At 52.7% G+C, this 17,502-nt stretch carries 15 protein-coding genes; 3 read left to right on the forward strand and 12 right to left on the reverse strand.

Going from position 1 to position 17,502, the window contains the following annotated elements:
* Positions 1–57 precede the first annotated feature (57 nt).
* From J4377_RS11990 to nrdR, 10 genes are all read right to left on the reverse strand, one after another.
* Positions 58–2,217 carry a methyl-accepting chemotaxis protein gene (locus tag J4377_RS11990; protein WP_198350154.1) on the reverse strand — a complete coding sequence of 720 codons (2,160 nt, stop codon included), beginning with the start codon at positions 2,215–2,217 and terminating at the stop codon, positions 58–60.
* A 150-nt stretch (positions 2,218–2,367) separates the two neighbouring features.
* Positions 2,368–4,827 carry an endopeptidase La gene (lon, locus tag J4377_RS11995; RefSeq protein ID WP_253485746.1) on the reverse strand — a complete coding sequence of 820 codons (2,460 nt, stop codon included), beginning with the start codon at positions 4,825–4,827 and terminating at the stop codon, positions 2,368–2,370.
* Positions 4,828–5,029: 202 nt separating this feature from the next.
* Positions 5,030–6,283, reverse strand: a complete 1,254-nt coding sequence (locus J4377_RS12000; protein ID WP_038486070.1) for a DUF945 family protein — start codon at positions 6,281–6,283, stop codon at positions 5,030–5,032.
* A gap of 127 nt (positions 6,284–6,410) precedes the next feature.
* Complete coding sequence (locus tag J4377_RS12005) at positions 6,411–6,884, reverse strand: phosphatidylglycerophosphatase A (protein ID WP_038486072.1); 474 nt, start codon at positions 6,882–6,884, stop codon at positions 6,411–6,413.
* A complete protein-coding gene (thiL, locus tag J4377_RS12010) occupies positions 6,881–7,858 on the reverse strand; it encodes a thiamine-phosphate kinase (RefSeq protein WP_038486074.1) in 978 nt (325 codons plus the stop codon). Before thiL ends, J4377_RS12005 begins: the two co-directional genes overlap by 4 nt.
* A 35-nt stretch (positions 7,859–7,893) precedes the next feature.
* The gene (gene nusB / locus J4377_RS12015) at positions 7,894–8,397 is read right to left on the reverse strand and encodes a transcription antitermination factor NusB (RefSeq protein ID WP_009721754.1); all 504 of its coding nucleotides are present in this window, start codon (positions 8,395–8,397) and stop codon (positions 7,894–7,896) included.
* Positions 8,394–8,882: a 6,7-dimethyl-8-ribityllumazine synthase gene (gene ribE, locus J4377_RS12020; protein ID WP_009721753.1), complete on the reverse strand. Its 489-nt coding sequence runs from the start codon at positions 8,880–8,882 to the stop codon at positions 8,394–8,396. The genes nusB and ribE overlap by 4 nt, the downstream gene beginning before the upstream one ends.
* A gap of 4 nt (positions 8,883–8,886) precedes the next feature.
* On the reverse strand, positions 8,887–10,053 hold the full coding sequence (ribBA, locus tag J4377_RS12025; protein WP_038486076.1) for a bifunctional 3,4-dihydroxy-2-butanone-4-phosphate synthase/GTP cyclohydrolase II: 1,167 nt from the start codon (positions 10,051–10,053) through the stop codon (positions 8,887–8,889).
* A 72-nt stretch (positions 10,054–10,125) separates the two neighbouring features.
* Positions 10,126–11,292, reverse strand: coding sequence for a bifunctional diaminohydroxyphosphoribosylaminopyrimidine deaminase/5-amino-6-(5-phosphoribosylamino)uracil reductase RibD (gene ribD / locus J4377_RS12030; RefSeq protein ID WP_253485747.1), 1,167 nt, complete (start codon positions 11,290–11,292; stop codon positions 10,126–10,128).
* The gene (gene nrdR / locus J4377_RS12035) at positions 11,292–11,795 is read right to left on the reverse strand and encodes a transcriptional regulator NrdR (RefSeq protein ID WP_038486078.1); all 504 of its coding nucleotides are present in this window, start codon (positions 11,793–11,795) and stop codon (positions 11,292–11,294) included. Before nrdR ends, ribD begins: the two co-directional genes overlap by 1 nt.
* A 237-nt stretch (positions 11,796–12,032) precedes the next feature.
* Here nrdR and J4377_RS12040 point away from each other — a divergent pair, with 237 nt between their 5' ends.
* The 3 genes from J4377_RS12040 (at position 12,033) to dsbG (ending at position 15,575) form a co-directional block, all read left to right on the forward strand.
* Positions 12,033–13,802 carry a sugar phosphorylase gene (locus J4377_RS12040; protein WP_038486080.1) on the forward strand — a complete coding sequence of 590 codons (1,770 nt, stop codon included), beginning with the start codon at positions 12,033–12,035 and terminating at the stop codon, positions 13,800–13,802.
* Positions 13,803–13,908: 106 nt separating this feature from the next.
* Positions 13,909–14,724: a TlpA disulfide reductase family protein gene (locus tag J4377_RS12045; protein ID WP_095604548.1), complete on the forward strand. Its 816-nt coding sequence runs from the start codon at positions 13,909–13,911 to the stop codon at positions 14,722–14,724.
* A gap of 71 nt (positions 14,725–14,795) precedes the next feature.
* A complete protein-coding gene (gene dsbG, locus J4377_RS12050; RefSeq protein ID WP_038486086.1) occupies positions 14,796–15,575 on the forward strand; it encodes a thiol:disulfide interchange protein DsbG in 780 nt (259 codons plus the stop codon).
* 140 nt (positions 15,576–15,715) lie between these two features.
* Here the strand turns inward: dsbG and J4377_RS12055 are convergent, their stop codons facing one another.
* Together J4377_RS12055 and J4377_RS12060 are read right to left on the reverse strand one after the other, a co-directional pair.
* Positions 15,716–16,771, reverse strand: a complete 1,056-nt coding sequence (locus J4377_RS12055) for a c-type cytochrome (RefSeq protein WP_253485748.1) — start codon at positions 16,769–16,771, stop codon at positions 15,716–15,718.
* Positions 16,768–17,460 (reverse strand): cytochrome c, encoded by a 693-nt coding sequence (locus tag J4377_RS12060; protein WP_253485749.1) that lies wholly within the window; start codon positions 17,458–17,460, stop codon positions 16,768–16,770. The genes J4377_RS12055 and J4377_RS12060 overlap by 4 nt, the downstream gene beginning before the upstream one ends.
* Positions 17,461–17,502 lie beyond the last annotated feature (42 nt).

Raw genomic sequence — 17,502 nt, forward strand, 5'->3', positions numbered from 1 at the left:
TGAGCGCACCGTGGAGACTAGATGGTGAGAGCAACCTCCCTTGCCAATTTGTCAGAGTTAAAACGTCTCCCACTGTGCAGAGTGATCTTGACTAGCCACTTCTCTTGCCGCAGCGCCTGAAGGCAGTTTCAGTGATGCTTTACGCTGCGCTTGATTAACCTGCTGTAGCTTTTCCCGGGCAGAGTGAATATTTTCTTCCTGGGCGCCTTCCAGACGGAAGGCATCCACTACATTCGCTAGCTCAAACGTCTCTAGCGCTAAATTATCCGCAGAGGCCGCGATGGTTTGTACTTTGGTGGCGTTTTGCTGAGTCACATTATCCATTTCAGCAATCGCGGAATTAATTTGGCCAATACCGCTGCTTTGCTCGCTTGAGGCGGTGCTAATCGACTCCATCAGCTCACTGACACGGCTGACCTGCTGCATCACATTATCGATGGCTCGCTCAGCTTGCTCGACCGCGCCACGGCCGCCACTGACCTCTTGCGTCGTACTTTCAATCATCTTGCGAATTTCTTGGGCCGCATCAGCACTACGGCTCGCCAAGTTACGCACTTCACTAGCTACTACCGCAAAGCCTCGACCATGCTCTCCAGCACGTGCAGCTTCGACCGATGCATTGAGTGCCAGGATATTCGTTTGGAAAGCGATTCCGTCAATGACGCCAATCATCTCCGCCATTTTTTCAGCACTTTGGGCAATACGCTGCATTCTTGCGACCAACTGCTGCATTTGCTCTCGGGTATCGCGGGTGCTTGAGGCATTCTGCACCGCCAGCTCCGTCGCTTGGCGAGCATTCTCAGTATTTTGCTGCACCGTGGACGTCATTTCTTCCATACTAGAGGCCGTTTGCTGCAGTGATGACGCCTGCTGCTCGGTGCGAGAAGCAAGCTCTTCATTTTCAGCGGCAATTTGCTGAACAGCAGGCGTGACAACCGACACTCGATGTTCTACATCACCGACAATACTCGCCAAGCTAAAGCGCATGGTGTCCAACGAATAGAGCAACTCGCCCAGTTCGTCTTTCGTTTCACGACGTTCGCGAGCAGCCAAATTACCTGCTGCAATCTGAAAAGTAATATGTCGCGCCCCTTCTACGCTGCGCAACACTGACCTTAGAATTACGGTACTGAGACCTACCATCAACAGCAAACCAATGACCATCAACACCACTTGAGCAATCAACATTTGCTGGCGTCCCTGCTGAGCCTGACCAACCAGCGCTTCAGCATTTGCTCGCTCATCGCTAACTAACTGGCTACTGCTCTCTCTTAGCTGCTCTGTGGTAGGTTGTACACCGTCGTTAAAGGCTTCGAAAGCGGCAAAGCCATTTGCGTCACTGACCGCCGTCATCGTGGTATCGACACTGTTTACCCAGGTCGCTAATCTTGCACTAAAAGCTTGCAGACGCTCAGAATCGGCATTGCTGTCAGTAAGATACTCGTTCCAAAGCGTTTGTATTGATTGAGAATATTCGCTAATTGATGCGGCAACTGCATCAACATCAACCCGCCGAGGGTTACGAACAGCAGGTTCCAACTGAGTTACAACCTGTCCGATTTGGCGGTCTATTCGCTGAAGATTGGCGACGGCTTCTAGCCCTGAGCGATTTAACGTATCGAGACGCTCACCAGAAACCATTAAGCCGTACATCCCTAGGCCGCCTGCCAATCCCATTAGAATAATGGAGGCTACGACCATACCCGTTAACTTAGCTTTTAGGCTATTAAACTGAAAGCGAGCAAAAAAGCCTCCCACACCACGGCGCCTTAGCGCCCCTTGCGCTAGCGTGTAGCGGCGAGATTTACCTTTTTCGCGTATTTCTTTATAGACGGTTTCTGCCAGCGCAATACTTTGAGCTGGGGCTTTGCGCCGCAACGAGGTATACCCTACGATGCGATCGCCATCCCTGAGCGGTGCTACGCTAGCTGTGACCCAATAATGATCACCATTTTTACGACGATTTTTGACCGTACCCTGCCAGCTCGCACCTGACTTAATCGTCTTCCAGAAATCTGCATAAGCTGCTTCCGGCATATCCGGGTGGCGAATTAGATTGTGAGGGCTTCCCATCAATTCATCACGGGTATAGCCGCTGACCTCGACAAACGCTGCGTTAGCGTAGGTCACATTGCCCTTCAAATCGGAACGTGAAATCAGCACAGTCTCATCGTCAAGCGTGTACTCACGCTGAGTGACGGGTTGGTTGTTGCGCATGCAGAGGCTCCCTAGGGGACTTTTAATTTTGATTTGCCTCTATTATCACTTGCTGCAAGGGAATTTAACCTCTGAATAACCCTAAAAAAACGCCGCACTCTTTGGTGCGGCGGCTTAACTAAACGGTTGTTTAACGATCGATTGAAGCGCCTACGTGAAGACCACATTGGCCACATCACGATAGCGGTTTGCAAAATGCACCGTCATTCCCTCTTTCAAGTAATCGGGAAGCTCTTCGTAATCACGCTTATTAGCTTCTGGTAGTATCACCTCAAAAATATCGCTGCGGCGTGCGGCAATAATTTTCTCTCGAATTCCCCCCACCGGTAAGACTTGCCCGGTTAAGGTCAATTCACCGGTCATTGCCAAGGGTCGGTTAATCGCCTGATGCTTGGCCAGCGAAAGCAACGCCGTAGTCATTGTGACCCCTGCCGACGGGCCGTCTTTGGGTGTCGCCCCTTCGGGCACGTGCAGATGCACAAATGCTGAATCAAAGAAGTCGGCATCGGCACCATACTCTTGCAAGTGACCCAGCGTGTAGCTATAGGCAATATTGGCGGACTCCTTCATCACATCGCCAAGCTTGCCGGTGAGTTTAAAACCGCGATCCAGAGCATGAACTTTGCCCGCCTCAATAGGCAGTGTTGCGCCTCCCATGGAGGTCCAGGCAAGCCCGGTAACAACGCCTTCGCCTTTCAGCACTTTCTCTTTGCGGAATAGCGGTGCTCCCAGGAACTCTTCCAGGTTTTTAACCGATATTTTTACCGTTTCCAGCTGCTCTTCCAGCAGCTTTACGGCTGCCTTGCGAACAATACGATGCAGCTGTTTTTCAAGCTGACGAACACCTGCCTCACGGGCATAGCCGTCAATAACCTGCTTGAGCGCGGCATCCGTTAAGTTGATACGCTTCTTAGGCAGGTTGTCGCGTTTCAACAGCTTCGGCCATAGGTGGTGCTTAGCGATCTGTAGCTTCTCTTCCGCGATATACCCAGAAAGGCGAATCTGCTCCATACGGTCAAGCAACGGCCCTGGGATAGAGTCCAGAGTATTCGCGGTGCACAAGAACAGCACTTTGGATAGGTCCATGCGCACATCGAGATAGTGATCCAGGAAATCGACGTTTTGCTCTGGGTCTAACACTTCAAGCAGCGCTGACGCGGGGTCGCCCTGGAATGATTGGCCCAGCTTATCAATCTCATCGAGCATAATCACAGGGTTCTCGACTTCGACTTCTTTAAAGGCCTGGACTAGTTTGCCGGGCATTGCGCCAACGTAAGTACGACGATGACCTTTAATTTCAGCCTCATCGCGCATCCCGCCCACAGAAAAACGATAAAACTCACGGCCCAGTGCTTCAGCAATAGAGCGCCCAATCGAAGTTTTACCGACCCCGGGAGGGCCGACCAGCAGCACAATCGAGCCACCTACATCGCCTTTGAAAGTACCTTCGGCAAGAAACTCAATAATCCGCTCTTTCACATCTTGTAAGCCGTCGTGATCGCGGTTGAGAACTTCCCTGGCATGAGCCAAGTCAAGCTTGTCCTGGCTGGTAACGCCCCAAGGCAACGAGGTGAGCCAATCAAGATAGTTACGAGTAGTGCCGTACTCTGGCGAGCCGGTTTCTAGCACGCTGAGCTTATTGAGTTCATCGTCAATACGCGCTTGGACGCGTTCTGGCACCACCAGTGACTCTAGGCGGTTCCTAAACGTATCGACGTCGTTTTCACGGTCGTCTTTGGAAATACCCAGTTCACGCTGAATAACCTTAAGCTGCTCACGCAAGAAAAATTCTCGCTGCCGCTCCTGCATCTGAGCATTTACCTGCTCACTGATCTCGCTTTGCAACTGTGCAACATCGATTTCTTTGCGTAGCAGAGGGAGAACTTTATGCATACGCTCAGCCACCGACAGCGTGGCGAGTACATCCTGCAGCTCAGGGCCTTTGGCAGATGTGATAGCGGCTGCAAAGTCAGTTAGCGGACCGGGCTCATGAGGACTAAAGCGATTGAGGTAATGTTTAAGCTCTTCGCCATAAAGTGGGTTAATCGGCAGCAACTCTTTGATGCCGTTAATAATGGCCATCGCATAAGCGCGGGTTTCTTCGTTTTCAGCGTCGACTGGTTCTTTGGGATAACTTACTTCCACCAGATAAGGCGGCTCTTTAGACAGCCAGCGCTGAATTTTAAAACGCCTAACCCCCTGAGCGATAAACTGGATCTGTTGATCTTCGCTCTGGAGTTTATGTACTTTGACCGCCGTGCCAATCTCAGGAAAATCGTTGTGATCCAACGACTCAACACCTTGCTCACCAACAAAGGCAACGCCTATGGTGTGGTGCGGGGTATTACCTACCCGACGCATAGTTTCTTCCCAGCGCTCGCGGTTGATGACCAGCGGCTGTACCTGAGCGGGAAAGAATGGCCGATTATGAATCGGTAATAGATAGATGCGCTCTGGGAGCATATCGCTAGCAGGCACTAACGAATTAACTTTCTCACCGTCTGAACGGTGCTCTTCACTGTTCGAGGTATCGTCTTGCGGTGCATCGGACTCATCGTCCGTCTGCCAATCGAGGTGTTCGTGATCGCGGTCGTAATCCTGGTCGCTCATGCGCCCTCCCATAACAGTGACTAGCGGATTGATCCGCTTAGCAATGTCTAAGGAATGTGGGCACAGGGGGTGAACTTCAACCCTTGGCACCATTTGTAGCAGTGTATTCGAAGAGTGGTAACAGCTTCAGAGCTCGTCGCTGTTTAGTAGAAAGCATTGATGCTCAAAACAGTGATACTCAAAACGATAATGCTCAAAACACTTATGGCCAAAGCTGGGGCATCGGGCGTCCATTAACACGCAACTCGCCACGAACAACATCAAACTCCAACTCTCGCGTACCAAGAGGGAGGCCTAGCCAAAGCGCTGCCACGGTTGGTGCATCGTACCAAGTGAAATCACCATCAACTCGATCCAACCAGCGAGCGCGCTCTTCTGGCTTATCCAGCCTCGTCATCATAAGCTCATCAAGCCCACGCGCATCAAAAAACAGCGCACCATCTGCATTAACATTGATACCTAGCAGCGGACTTTCAATCGCGATCGTTGTAATGTCTAAACGAGGTGAGTCACTCAACACACCTTTTAAATCAGGGGCTAAACGCACCAGCAGCCCTTCTGCCATTGGTAGGCTAGCGTCGCCCCATGAGGCTTCTTGCCGCAAACGCAAGATTGTTGCGCGAACAGCATCCGCATTTAAGCGTGAAAGCTCGGCCTCAATCCGACCACTTAACAAAGGTGTATCGGGCGCTTCGCTTGGGACGCTCACCTCGCCAATGATCAGTTCGCCATTCAAGCGAAGCTCTTGCTCGTCGAGTACCATGTGGCTGTGAACATCAAGCGGCGACACACGAATATCATAGGCAGGATAGTGAAGCGATAACGACTCAACATGCAGATGGTCACGCTGAGCAAAATGATAGGCATCGTCAATGTAGGTATAACGGCTTTCAAGAGACGAAGGCCCCATCGTTAATTGAGCGGGACCATCCGTTAGCGTGAGCTGGTCGAGCAGCGCACGCAACCGCCAATCACCAAATACGCCTTCTAAGCGCATACGGGCACCACGAACCGATAGCTCACGACCATTTTGCTGGATCACAAAAGGGGCAAGTGCCAGACGCAGTTCACTGTGCCCACTTAGCGTATGGTAGCGTCCTTGCCAGCGCGGTATAGACGGGGCAGAGACCTCTCCCACGGCTTTTTGCAAAACGCTATCTAAGCGGGGCAGTAGCGTTCCTTCAACGTCAGTACTTAACGCACCATGACGAGCACGGTAAGTAAGCTCTAACCGCCATGGCCGCCCTAATAAGGGCGATAAAAGCAGTTTTCCCTGAGACGTCAACCACCCTTGGCGGCTCTCCGTCCGACTAACCCGCCACTCCCCTCGCGCTTCCAAATCTTCTAATGCTTGACGAAGGCTGCGTTCAAACAAAATGCTTGATAGCAGTTGTGCCGCCACCCACGCCACCACTAAGGCCGCGAGAATAGGCACGATTAGTCGTTCCTTGCGCATGCGATCTCCTTGAACACCCCCACGATTGGAGCCATTCGCCAACGACATTGCGTGATCAGTTCCCAGTAATTAGCTAAGTCCATTTATTATATAGGTGACCCACCTGCCGGTTTGTGCAGATAGGTTATTAGTGTAGCCAAAACCATAAATGCATCGTACTCCACGCGTAGATGCCCGCCATAACGTCATCAATCATAATGCCAAATCCCCCGGCAACACGCCGGTCTGCCCACCGGATAGGCCACGGTTTGAAGACATCGAAAATACGAAAAACAATGAATCCCCAGAGAGCGGCCTCCCACGAGAAGGGCACTGCCGCCATGGTTATCCAGTAGCCAACAAACTCATCCCAAACAATACCGGAGTGATCATGCACGCCTAAGTCATGGGAAGTTTTGTCACACAACCACACCCCAACCACAAACGCCACAAAAACAATGCTGAGATACCAGACCAAAGGGAGGTCGGCCATCATCCAGTAGAATGGGATTGCTGCTAGCGTCCCGAAGGTGCCAGGCGCCCAGGGCACCGCACCACTGCCTAGGCCAAAGGCAAAAAAATGGGTTGGCCGACGCCAAACGCTCGCTGGTGCTCGGTTCATGGCGCTTCCCCGCTAAAATGCTGCCACCCTTCGTAGTCACTGGCGGCAACGCCAGTGACACCTAGCGTTTCGGTACAGTGACCTATCACCGTCAGCGAGAGACCGAGATCGGCGAGCCGCTGTTGGGCAATAGCGAGACTTTTGGGTGATAGCGTCACCAGCAGCTCATAGTCATCACCACCCGATAGCGCGGCTTTAATCGCGTCATCGTGGCCTAACGTTTCTTGCAATCCTATAGCCAACGGTAGCGCGTCGACGTCTAGTGCACAGCCTATACCAGATGCCTTACGCAAGTGCGACAAATCTGCCAGCAAGCCATCTGAAATATCTAATGCCGCCGTTGCAATGCCGCGCAGTGCAACACCCGCGGCTAAGCGAGGTTGCGGCAACAAATAGCGAGCCAGCAGAGGGTGCGACAATTCGCGTTCGCCCTGACGCCAAAGTGCTAGGCCACCGGCACCACCACCCAAGGCACCGGTCACGGCGATAACATCGCCGACCTGCGCACCTGAGCGAGTTAGCGCTTGGCCAGATGGCACTTCGCCCATCACCGTAACACCGATGGTCAGCATCCCAGAGGTGACATCGCCACCAACCAGCGCGGTGGAGTGCTGCTGGCAAAGCGCGTGAAACCCTTCAGCGTATCCTGCTAACCAGTGTTCAGCAGCTTCGCGGTCATTAAAGATGCTCTTATCCAGCGTCATTGCCATCAGGCACCAACGAGACTTAGCACCCATGGCTGCTAAGTCGCTGAGCGCCACCGCCAGCGCGCGATGTCCTACCGCGTGCGCTGGGGCATCGTGAGGAAAATGCACGTTACTCACCGACGTATCAACGCTGACCACAAGCTGCTGACCTGCTCGGGGCACCAAAAGCGCTGCATCGTCGCCATTTTCAAGCGCTATGCCAGCTGTCGCGTGCGCCTCCTGCGGCGACATGAAGTAGCGCTGAATCAGTTCAAATTCGCCAAGCACAAAGGCCCCTTAAACGCATTATCAGGAGGCTCGCCTTACAGACGGCGAGCGCTGACCTCAGCACTTCGTAAGCGATTTGCTAACTTATCGAGAATGCCGTTCACGTATTTATGGCCGTCGGTGGCACCAAATGATTTGGCCAGCTCAACGCCTTCGTTAATCACTACTCGGTAGGGTACTTCCATCCGCCGAGAAAGCTCATAGGCACCCAAGCGCAGGATGGCTAGCTCAACAGCATCAAGATCTTCGAGGCGTCGGTCGAGCAGCGGCGCAATTTCACGATCTAACTCCGCTTTGAACCGGACCGTGTTATGCAGCAGTTCATGGAAAAGCGCCTTATCAGCGATTTCCATTACTTTCACCCAATTTTCGTAATCTTCCAGGTCATCATCTGCCACCTGGCTACGAAACTCAGCTTCGATAGTGGTGATCGATTTCCCTGTCATTTGCCACTGGTAAATCCCCTGAACCGCTAACTCACGCGCGGCGTGGCGCCCTAGCTGCGCGGCAGAGGGCTTACGCTCACGACGTTCGCTCATTGGTTGTCTCCTAGCGGCAATGCTCGCAGTAATGAGACCATCTCCATCGCTGCCATTGCGGCTTCCGTACCTTTATTACCCGCTTTGGTGCCCGCCCGCTCAATCGCCTGTTCGATAGACTCAACGGTCAACACGCCGTTTGCGACCGGCGTATCGAACTCAAGCTGGAGGTGGTTGATGGCGGTGTTGCAGCCGCCAGCTACATATTCAAAATGCGGCGTGCCACCACGAATAACAGCGCCCAGCGCGATAACAGCGTCGGGCTTCATGACGTTAAGTACACGCTTTACTGCCAGCGGTAGCTCCCAAGCACCAGGTACATGGACAAGATGAATATTGTCCGCATCAACGCCGTGGCGTGTCAGGCTATCAATAGCACCTTCCACCAGGCTATCCACTACATGGTGGTTAAAACGGCCTACAACGATGACATAACGGCCATCGACATCCACAAAAGTGCCTTCAACTTGCGAAAGGGATTGCATCAATTTATTCCTGCTGAGAAGTTGGCTCATACGCCGTGTCATTTGGCCCTAGACGCTCGACAACTTCGAGATCAAAACCGGAGAGCGCCGAGAATTTCCACGGTGAGCTGAGTAGCCGCATTTTGCCCACCCCTAAATGGCGTAGGATTTGCGAGCCAGTACCAATCGTTAAGTAGTTACCTGAACCGTCCGAATCGCTGGTGCGCGGTTGACGCACGCGATCCAGAAAAATATCGAGCTGATCTTTCAAGTCTTGGTGAGGACGACCATCGTCAATCAGCACAAAGACCCCCGCAGACGCATTAGCGATCTCTTTCAGCGCACGATGGGCATCCCAACGGCACTGCTCATCTTTCATTAACCCTACGATATCACGCAGCGTATCCGCCAAGTGAACACGCACCGTTGTCGCCTGCTCTGGCGTCGGTTGCCCCTTAACTAACGCCAAATGATGGGCACCTTGTATACGGTCCCGGAACACATGCAGCGCCAGTTCCCCATGGGCCGTCATCACACTGGTCGTTTCAACCGCATCAACCGTTTGTTCATTGACGATACGGTAGTGAATCAAGTCGGCAATCGTGCCAATTTTAATACCATGCTTTTTAGCAAACACTTCAAGCTCAGGCCGACGCGCCATACTGCCATCATCATTCATGATTTCACAGATGACGCCGCTGGGGTCGCAGCCCGCTAAAGAGGCTAAATCACAGGCTGCTTCAGTATGCCCAGCACGACGTAGAACACCACCAGGTTCAGCCATTAGCGGAAATATATGCCCTGGCTGTACGATATCCGTCGGCTTGGCATTCGCCGCCACTGCCGCTTGAACAGTACGCGCACGATCAGCTGCTGAGATGCCGGTGGTCACACCTTCGGTCGCTTCAATGGAGAGCGTAAACTTAGTGCCAAAACCAGAGCCGTTATCACGCACCATCAGCGGTAGGTTTAGCTGCTCGCAACGCTCGCGAGTCATGGGCATACAAATAAGCCCACAGGCATAACGCGCCATGAAGTTGATATGCTCGGCCTGAACTTTTTCGGCCGCCATGATGATATCACCTTCGTTTTCGCGATCCTCATCATCCATGAGAATCACCATTTTGCCCTGGCGGATATCTTCCACCAGCTCAGCGATAGGGGACAAACCCTCTGAAGAGGAATGCGCCATGGAATCTCCAAAATAAGTGGTCGCAACACATGCGATTTCGCGCGTCAGGGTACCTTGCTCTGGCCCGGCGCGCTAGTCAGTGCACGGTTTAGCGATGATGCGCCAGTCACTCCCAACGGCTCGAATTTCTTTAATAGTTAAACGCTTTTGGTCGGCCATGCGGGTCATCCCGGGCAACGCAAATAGTGGTCGAGCCTCGCCACCCAAAAGCGTGGGAGCAACAAATAACTGCAGTTCATCCACCGCATTTGCATCTAGCAGCGCGCCTGCCAGCGTAGCGCCGGTTTCCACCAGCAGCTCATTTACCAGCTCATGCTCAGCCAACCAGTTCAGCATGTCTGCAAGGTCGATTCGGCCTTCTTGAGCCGCGGGCAGTACCTTAATGTCAGCGCCTGCAGCTTCCAGCTTTTGGCGTTTTTCTTCACTGTGGTGTTCAGTGGTAATAATCAATGTGCGGCCGGGTTCACGAAGACAAGCTGCCGCTAACGGTAACCGCAGACGCGAATCCAAAATAACGCGTAGTGGCTGCCGCTGACTAATTGTATCCGCGTTATCGAGCCCCAACTGGTCTGCGCGCACTGTTAGCCGTGAATCATCCATAATGACGGACTCAACGCCGCTCAAAATAGCGCTTGAACGCGCTCGCAGACGCTGCACTTGGCTACGAGCTTCTGGGCCAGTAATCCATTGCGACTCTCCAGAGCCCATGGCAGTGCGGCCATCCAGGCTCATGGCCATTTTTAAGCGTACAAAGGGACGTTTGTGCTGCATACGGGAAATAAAGCCAGGATTTAACGCACGGGCATCCTCTTCCAACAGTCCAACATCTACCTGAATTCCTGATTCCCGAAGCCGCGTGATACCGCGTCCACTAACGCAAGGGTTAGGGTCAACCATTGCGACCACCACGCGGGCAACGTTGGCATCCGCTAACGCAACGGCACAAGGGCCAGTGCGTCCTGTATGGGAACAAGGTTCCAGCGTGACATAAGCCGTTGCGCCTTCTGCCTTTGCACCAGCGGCGTTAAGCGCGTGGATTTCTGCATGAGGTTCGCCAGCACGGAGGTGAAAGCCCTCGCCAACCACTTGCCCTTCCGCGTGTTGATCGTAGCGGACAATAACACAGCCTACCCGGGGGTTGGGGTCTGTTGTATACAGCCCTTTCGCCGCCAATTGCAGAGCACGCGCCATAAATTGATGATCAGCGCTGGTAAAGCCTCTCTCCATCAACTCGTTCATCAAGCCTCTCCGCGATGTGGATCGCTGTGGGCTGATGCAGGGTGATCGCCAGGATCTTGAGAAAGACGGTCTATCTCAGCGCGAAATTCGTCTAAATCCTGAAACTTACGATATACCGATGCAAAGCGAATATACGCCACCTGATCCAGGTTGCTTAATGCCTTCATAACGGCCTCACCGATATCCCGCGCATTTACTTCGCGGTCCCCGCGGGCACGAAGCGATTGGCGAATACGCTCAACGGCGGCTTCTATTGCCTCGGCACTTACCGGACGCTTCTCCAGCGCTCGCAACATGCCTGCACGCAGCTTGCTCTCGTTAAAGGTTTCGCGTGAGCCGTCGGATTTTACGACCCTCGGCATAATCAGTTCTGCGGTTTCATACGTGGTGAAGCGCTCTTGGCAGCTAGCGCATTGGCGACGACGGCGCACCTGGTCACCGTCGGCTACCAGCCGCGAGTCGGTCACTCGAGTATCATTAGCACCACAAAAAGGGCAATGCATGGCAGTCAACCTGTTGTCAGTACGTGCAGCGTGTCAGCTTGTGCGGATAACGGCACATATAAGCATATTGTGAACTTTTATTAGCAGCGGAGTAGCCACGCGCTACAACGACATGCAGTTTAAGGGCGCTTGCAAGCAAAAATAGTCGCTTCTTTAAACGCGGCGTTAACCTAGCATTGTAACGATTTGGCACACAAGCTGCAGCGTTTGTCGTAGGTTGTTTAAGAGGAAACCCCTATGACCCCATTTGAGCAGACAGTCCACCATTTCCTTTCGCACCTCTACGGCCCCCGCGCCAGCGAGGTACAACGCCGTCTTGGACAACACATTGACCACTTTCGCAGTGCATCACAGGCGCCAGCCATAACAGAAAATACCGCGGCTGAAGGCGATAATGCACCAACGTGGAGCGAAAAAGATCAATGGGTCATTAGCTACGGTGATTCCATTGTGGCAGAGGAAACGCCTCCTCTTGCTGTGCTGAATGAGTTTCTTCAACGCTATTTGGGGGAGCGTATTAGCGGCGTGCATGTGCTGCCTTTTTTTCCTTGGAGTAGCGATGATGGCTTTTCAGTCATTCATTACCGCGAGGTTAATCCAGAGCTAGGTGATTGGCAGCACATCCGTGAGCTAGCAAGCCACTATGACGTGATGGGCGATTTAGTGCTAAACCACGTGTCTCGCGAATCCCTGTGGTTTGTGGATTATTTAACCGGAAGTTTGCCAGGTCGTGATTACTTTATAGAAATAGACCCAGAAACCGATGTTTCTGACGTGGTTCGACCACGTAGCAGCCCATTGCTAGTGCCCATTTCCACGCGCCGGGGCACGCGCCATGTATGGGCAACCTTCTCAGAAGATCAGATCGATTTAAACTTTGAAAACCCTGACGTATTGCTCGAGTTTGTTGGCATCCTGCTGTTTTACCTCCAACAGGGCGTGCGTATCATTCGCCTGGATGCAGTGGCATTTTTATGGAAGCGTCTGGGAACGCCATGCATCCACCTTCCCGAAACCCATACGGTGGTCCGTTTACTGCGCGCCATTGTGGATGAAATAGCGCCGGGCACGCTGATAATTACCGAGACCAATGTCCCTCACGCAGAAAACATCAGTTACTTTGGCCTAGAGCGGTTAGCCAACGGGGCACCAGACGAAGCTCACATGGTCTATCAATTCGCCCTGCCCCCTTTGTTATTGCACACGCTCACCCGCGGTGAAGCCACTACCCTTCAAACATGGCTTTCCAGCCTGCCGATATTGCCCAGACACTGCACCTATTTAAACTTCACCGCGAGCCATGATGGTATTGGCGTGCGCCCTTTAGAAGGGGTGCTACCCGATCATGAGCGAGATGCACTGCTAGAACTGATGCATCGCTTTGGTGGCTTTGTCAGCATGCGCAGCAATCCCGATGGCAGTGACTCGCCCTACGAAATCAATATTACTTGGTTTGAGGCCATGCGCGGCACGCGCAGAGGACCAGACCCCTGGCAAATTGCCCGCTTCCTGTGCAGCCAAGCTATTATGCTGACGCTCCAGGGCATTCCCGCCCTCTATATTCATACATTGACCGGCACGCTTAACGATGTCGAAGGAGTGGAGCGCAGCGGCCGATTGCGCTCAATTAATCGACGCCGCTGGCAGCGTGATGAGCTAGCACTGTTACTCGAAAGCCCCTCAACGCCGACTCACGATGTGTTTCATGCGCTTAGCCGCTTGCTGGAACTTCGGCGCACAGAGCCCTGCTTCCACCCCAACGCCACACAACGCGTACTGACCACGCCGCCTGACGTGTTAGCCATTGAGCGAGGCCCGCTAAGCGACGGCCGCCGCCTGCTTGCCCTGTTTAATGTCACCGATACGCTACTGCCATTAGATAATGTAGGAGAAGCACTTGAGCAGGCACTTAGCCAACATGCTTGGCGTGCTTTAGATCTGCAAAACGCCCTGGAGGAAACCGCGCTTCCTCCCTATGCAATAAGATGGATGGTGACAGACACGTGAAAGGTGCATTGCGGCATAATGTCTCAGCAATTAGGCAATATAATCGTCAAATAATCGACTGCTGAGATACTGCAGCATTCAACATTGACTGAGATAATAGTTAATTATGCTGCAACAAAGCATTGCAATTGGCCCTTTGGGCTTCAGCCTCCATCAGCTAGTTTTAATAGTGACATTTCTGATAGCGCTTTTGGTGGGGGCGTTACTAGGGCGGCGACATAGCGTAGCGGTCAGCGATACGCTTATAACGATATTTTTTATTGCTCTCCTGGCTGCGCGAGTAGTATTTGTAGTGCGTTACTGGGAAGCGTATGACGGTATTATTTCCCGATTAGATATTCGTGACGGTGGCTTTGATTTAGCAGCCGGTCTTATTGCTGGACTCGGTTACGCGAGTTGGGTTCTATGGCGCTCTTCTCGCCAACGCTGGCCTTTAAGCGGTGCTTTACTTGCGGGAATTTTCACATGGGGGATGCTAGTTGGTAGCACTCTATTAATTGAACAACAATCGCGCCCACTACCACACACTGCTTTATTAGATCGGAACGGCCACTCTGCCAACCTGCCACAACTTGCCAAGCAAACGCAGCAGCCTCTTGTTGTTAATCTTTGGGCGAGCTGGTGCCCCCCTTGTATTCGTGAAATGCCTATTTTTGAGGAAGCTCAAAATACCGAGCAGGACATCACATTTGTGTTTGTTAATCAGGGGGAAAGCGCCCAGCACATTGAGACATTTATGAATCAACATGACCTCTCACTCGATAATGTGTGGCTTGACCAAAGCAATGCATTAGGGAGCGCAACGGGTGCTCACGCCATGCCCACTACCCTTTTTTATAACGCAGAAGGAAAACTCGTGAACACGCATTTTGGCGAACTTTCTAGAGCAACTCTTCAACAAGGCTTGGAACGTTTGCGCTGAGACAGCCTCCTACCTTTGCCCATAACATCAACGAATTACAGTGCTCATCTTTTACATATAAGGATTTACTTATGAAACACTTTTCCCTGTCTCGTTTAAGCACTTTGTTACTATTAACGAGCATTGGCAACATCTCCACAAGCTATGCCGAAGAACTGCCTGCACCAGTTCAAGCGCTCACCAACCAGGGGATAACGATTCACGGTCAGTTTGAGGCGCCAGGGGGCATGCGTGGTTACGGTGCTAGCGTACAGGGCCAAGAGTTGGCGATTTATTTAACTCCTGATGGCCAACACACCATTATCGGCACGCTAATGGATGATCAAGGCAACGACCTCACCGAAGCACAGATAGAGGAGCATGTTCGGGTTCCGCTTGAAGCGCAAACCTGGGCGTTACTGGAAGAGAGCCACTGGATTCAAGATGGCGATGAAAACGCGCCGCGGGTTATCTATACCTTTACCGATGCTAACTGCCCCTACTGTCGCCAACTGTGGCAACAAAGTCGCCCTTGGGTAGAGGCTGGAGAGGTACAGCTGCGCCATATTATGGTGGGCATCTTGGCACCGAACAGTCCCGCCCTGGCGGCCACCCTGCTGGGAGCAGACGATCCTGCTGCCGCGCTACATGACCACAGCAACGGCGATTCGCTTTCAGCAAGCGCCCAGCCTCGAGATATTGAAGAACAGGTATATGCCAACAATCAGCTTTTTGAGGAGCTAGGCCTGTACGCTACGCCCACCAGCGCCTTCCAGCGCGAGACAGACAGTGGCAATTTACGTATCGACAGGATTCAAGGCTTACCGAGCGAGGAGCGTTTAATTGAAATGATGGGCGGTGAAGCGCCTTAAAGCAGACAATATAAGCAAGTTTTAAAGCGCCCATCCAGCATCCTCAAACCAATCAGTAGCCCGTGGGGTTATACCACCACGGGCTACTGTTTTTTCCGGATACGTTGGTTGCGATGCTTCTATCGCTGCTCCTTAGCTAGTTACTCGTCTGTCAGATTTTCAAAACGAGGCATACCGACGTTCCATGGTTCGATATCGCCTTTTTCGCCAAAGTTCGCATGGTCACCAAGTACATGGCCGTCATGCTCACGGACCTGCCCATAAAGCGAACGTTTATGGAAAGTAGGGCCAAAGCGCTCTAGTGTCTCAGCAACGTCACCCGTGTAACGGGGGTCTTGCGGTCGCTCTTGGCTACTCATGTAATAGGCAATGTCCCAGGCATCCTGGTCACTTAACGAGCGTGGCTGTCCTAGCGGCATATTGTTGTAAATAAATCCTGCGGCGGTATCGACTCTGACAATGCCTGCGCCCCAGTTATTAGAGCCATCCCCCCAGGGGGCGGGGAACACATACTCGCCGTTCTCATAGTGTCCAGCGCCGTTGTCTTGATGACAAATAGCGCAGTTTTCTTGGTACGCCGCTTCACCACGGGCGTAATCGGGGGATTCATCTGGCTCGTCTGGCGCAGGAAAACCGCGGCCATAAATAGGCTGACTGGGGTACATTGGCGCACCGGTAGCTAGCCATTGGTGGTAAGCGCTGAGTGCGAGCATCTCATCACTGCCATAGGCAGGCGGCGTTCCATTCATCGAGTAAGCAAAGCAGCCAGCAATGCGCTCTTCAAGATTGTTAACGTGCTGATTTTTACCCCTGAAGTCAGGAAGCGTGACCGCCGCTGCCCAGACCGGTGCACTAAACGGTTGACGCCCTTCGCCTAAGTGGCAGCTTGAGCAGTTCATGTCATTGAAAACGTTTTCACCGCGGAGCTGCTGCGTGTTGGTAAATAGGTCGTAGCCATACCGAATGACCTTTTTTAGCTCTGGATGGATATCAGCGTCTTCCAGGTCTGCCATGGTCGGTGGAACATGAACTAGCTCGCCCTCTTGCGGTGCAGGAAAACCAAGTTCCACTAACTGCTGATAGGGCGCTTCGTTAGAGGGATCGGCAACATTGTCAGCAAAAGCGCTGACGGCTAGTCCGGTAGCTAATGAACAGCCTGTTAGTGCTAGCACGAGACGTTTTTTATGCATAATCATTGCGCTGCCTCCTCTTCACTGCCGGTTTGGGCGCTAACGTCCTGGCCGGCATACCATGCTGACACCGCCTGGATATCCTCATCGCTCATACGCTTAGCAATAGCCCCCATCAAATTTTGGGGATCATTACTGCGCTGATCATTTTGCCAAGCATGCAACTGGTTGCTTATATAACCTGCGTGCTGGCTTGCAATACCAGGGAACGTCTCCCCAACGCCAGTGCCGCCCGGGCCATGACAGCTCTTGCATGACACAATGTAGGCATCCCAATCTCCGCGCTCAGCCAACTGTTCGCCACGGGCTAATAGCGCCTCGTCCACGTCATCGCCACCTTGGCCAGGGGTGATAGGCATTTCGCTATAATAGGCGGCAACGTCCACTATTTGCTGGTCATTAAGCATATTAGCAAAGGGCATCATGGTGGCGTTTTGGCGACGTCCCTCTTTAAAATCGTGTAGCTGCTTAACGATATAATCGGCATTAAGCCCAGCCAAACGCGGCCACGATTCGCCTCCAGGTATGTTCATCCCACTGCCGTTAGCTTGATGACACGCTGTACAGGTTGCCGCGGCGGCCTGGCCACGCTCGGCATCGCCTGTTTCGGCAAAGGCCGTGCCTGCGAGCGTGCTGGCCCCTATAAGGCTGGCGCCCATCAACAAGCTGAACTTGCTCCATTGTTTTTTATTCATATATCCCCCTGACTGCTGTTCGTTATTTACTTACCTGCCCGT

It is taken from the genome of Halomonas sp. XH26 (assembly GCF_024138895.1).
Taxonomy (GTDB): domain Bacteria; phylum Pseudomonadota; class Gammaproteobacteria; order Pseudomonadales; family Halomonadaceae; genus Vreelandella; species Vreelandella alkaliphila.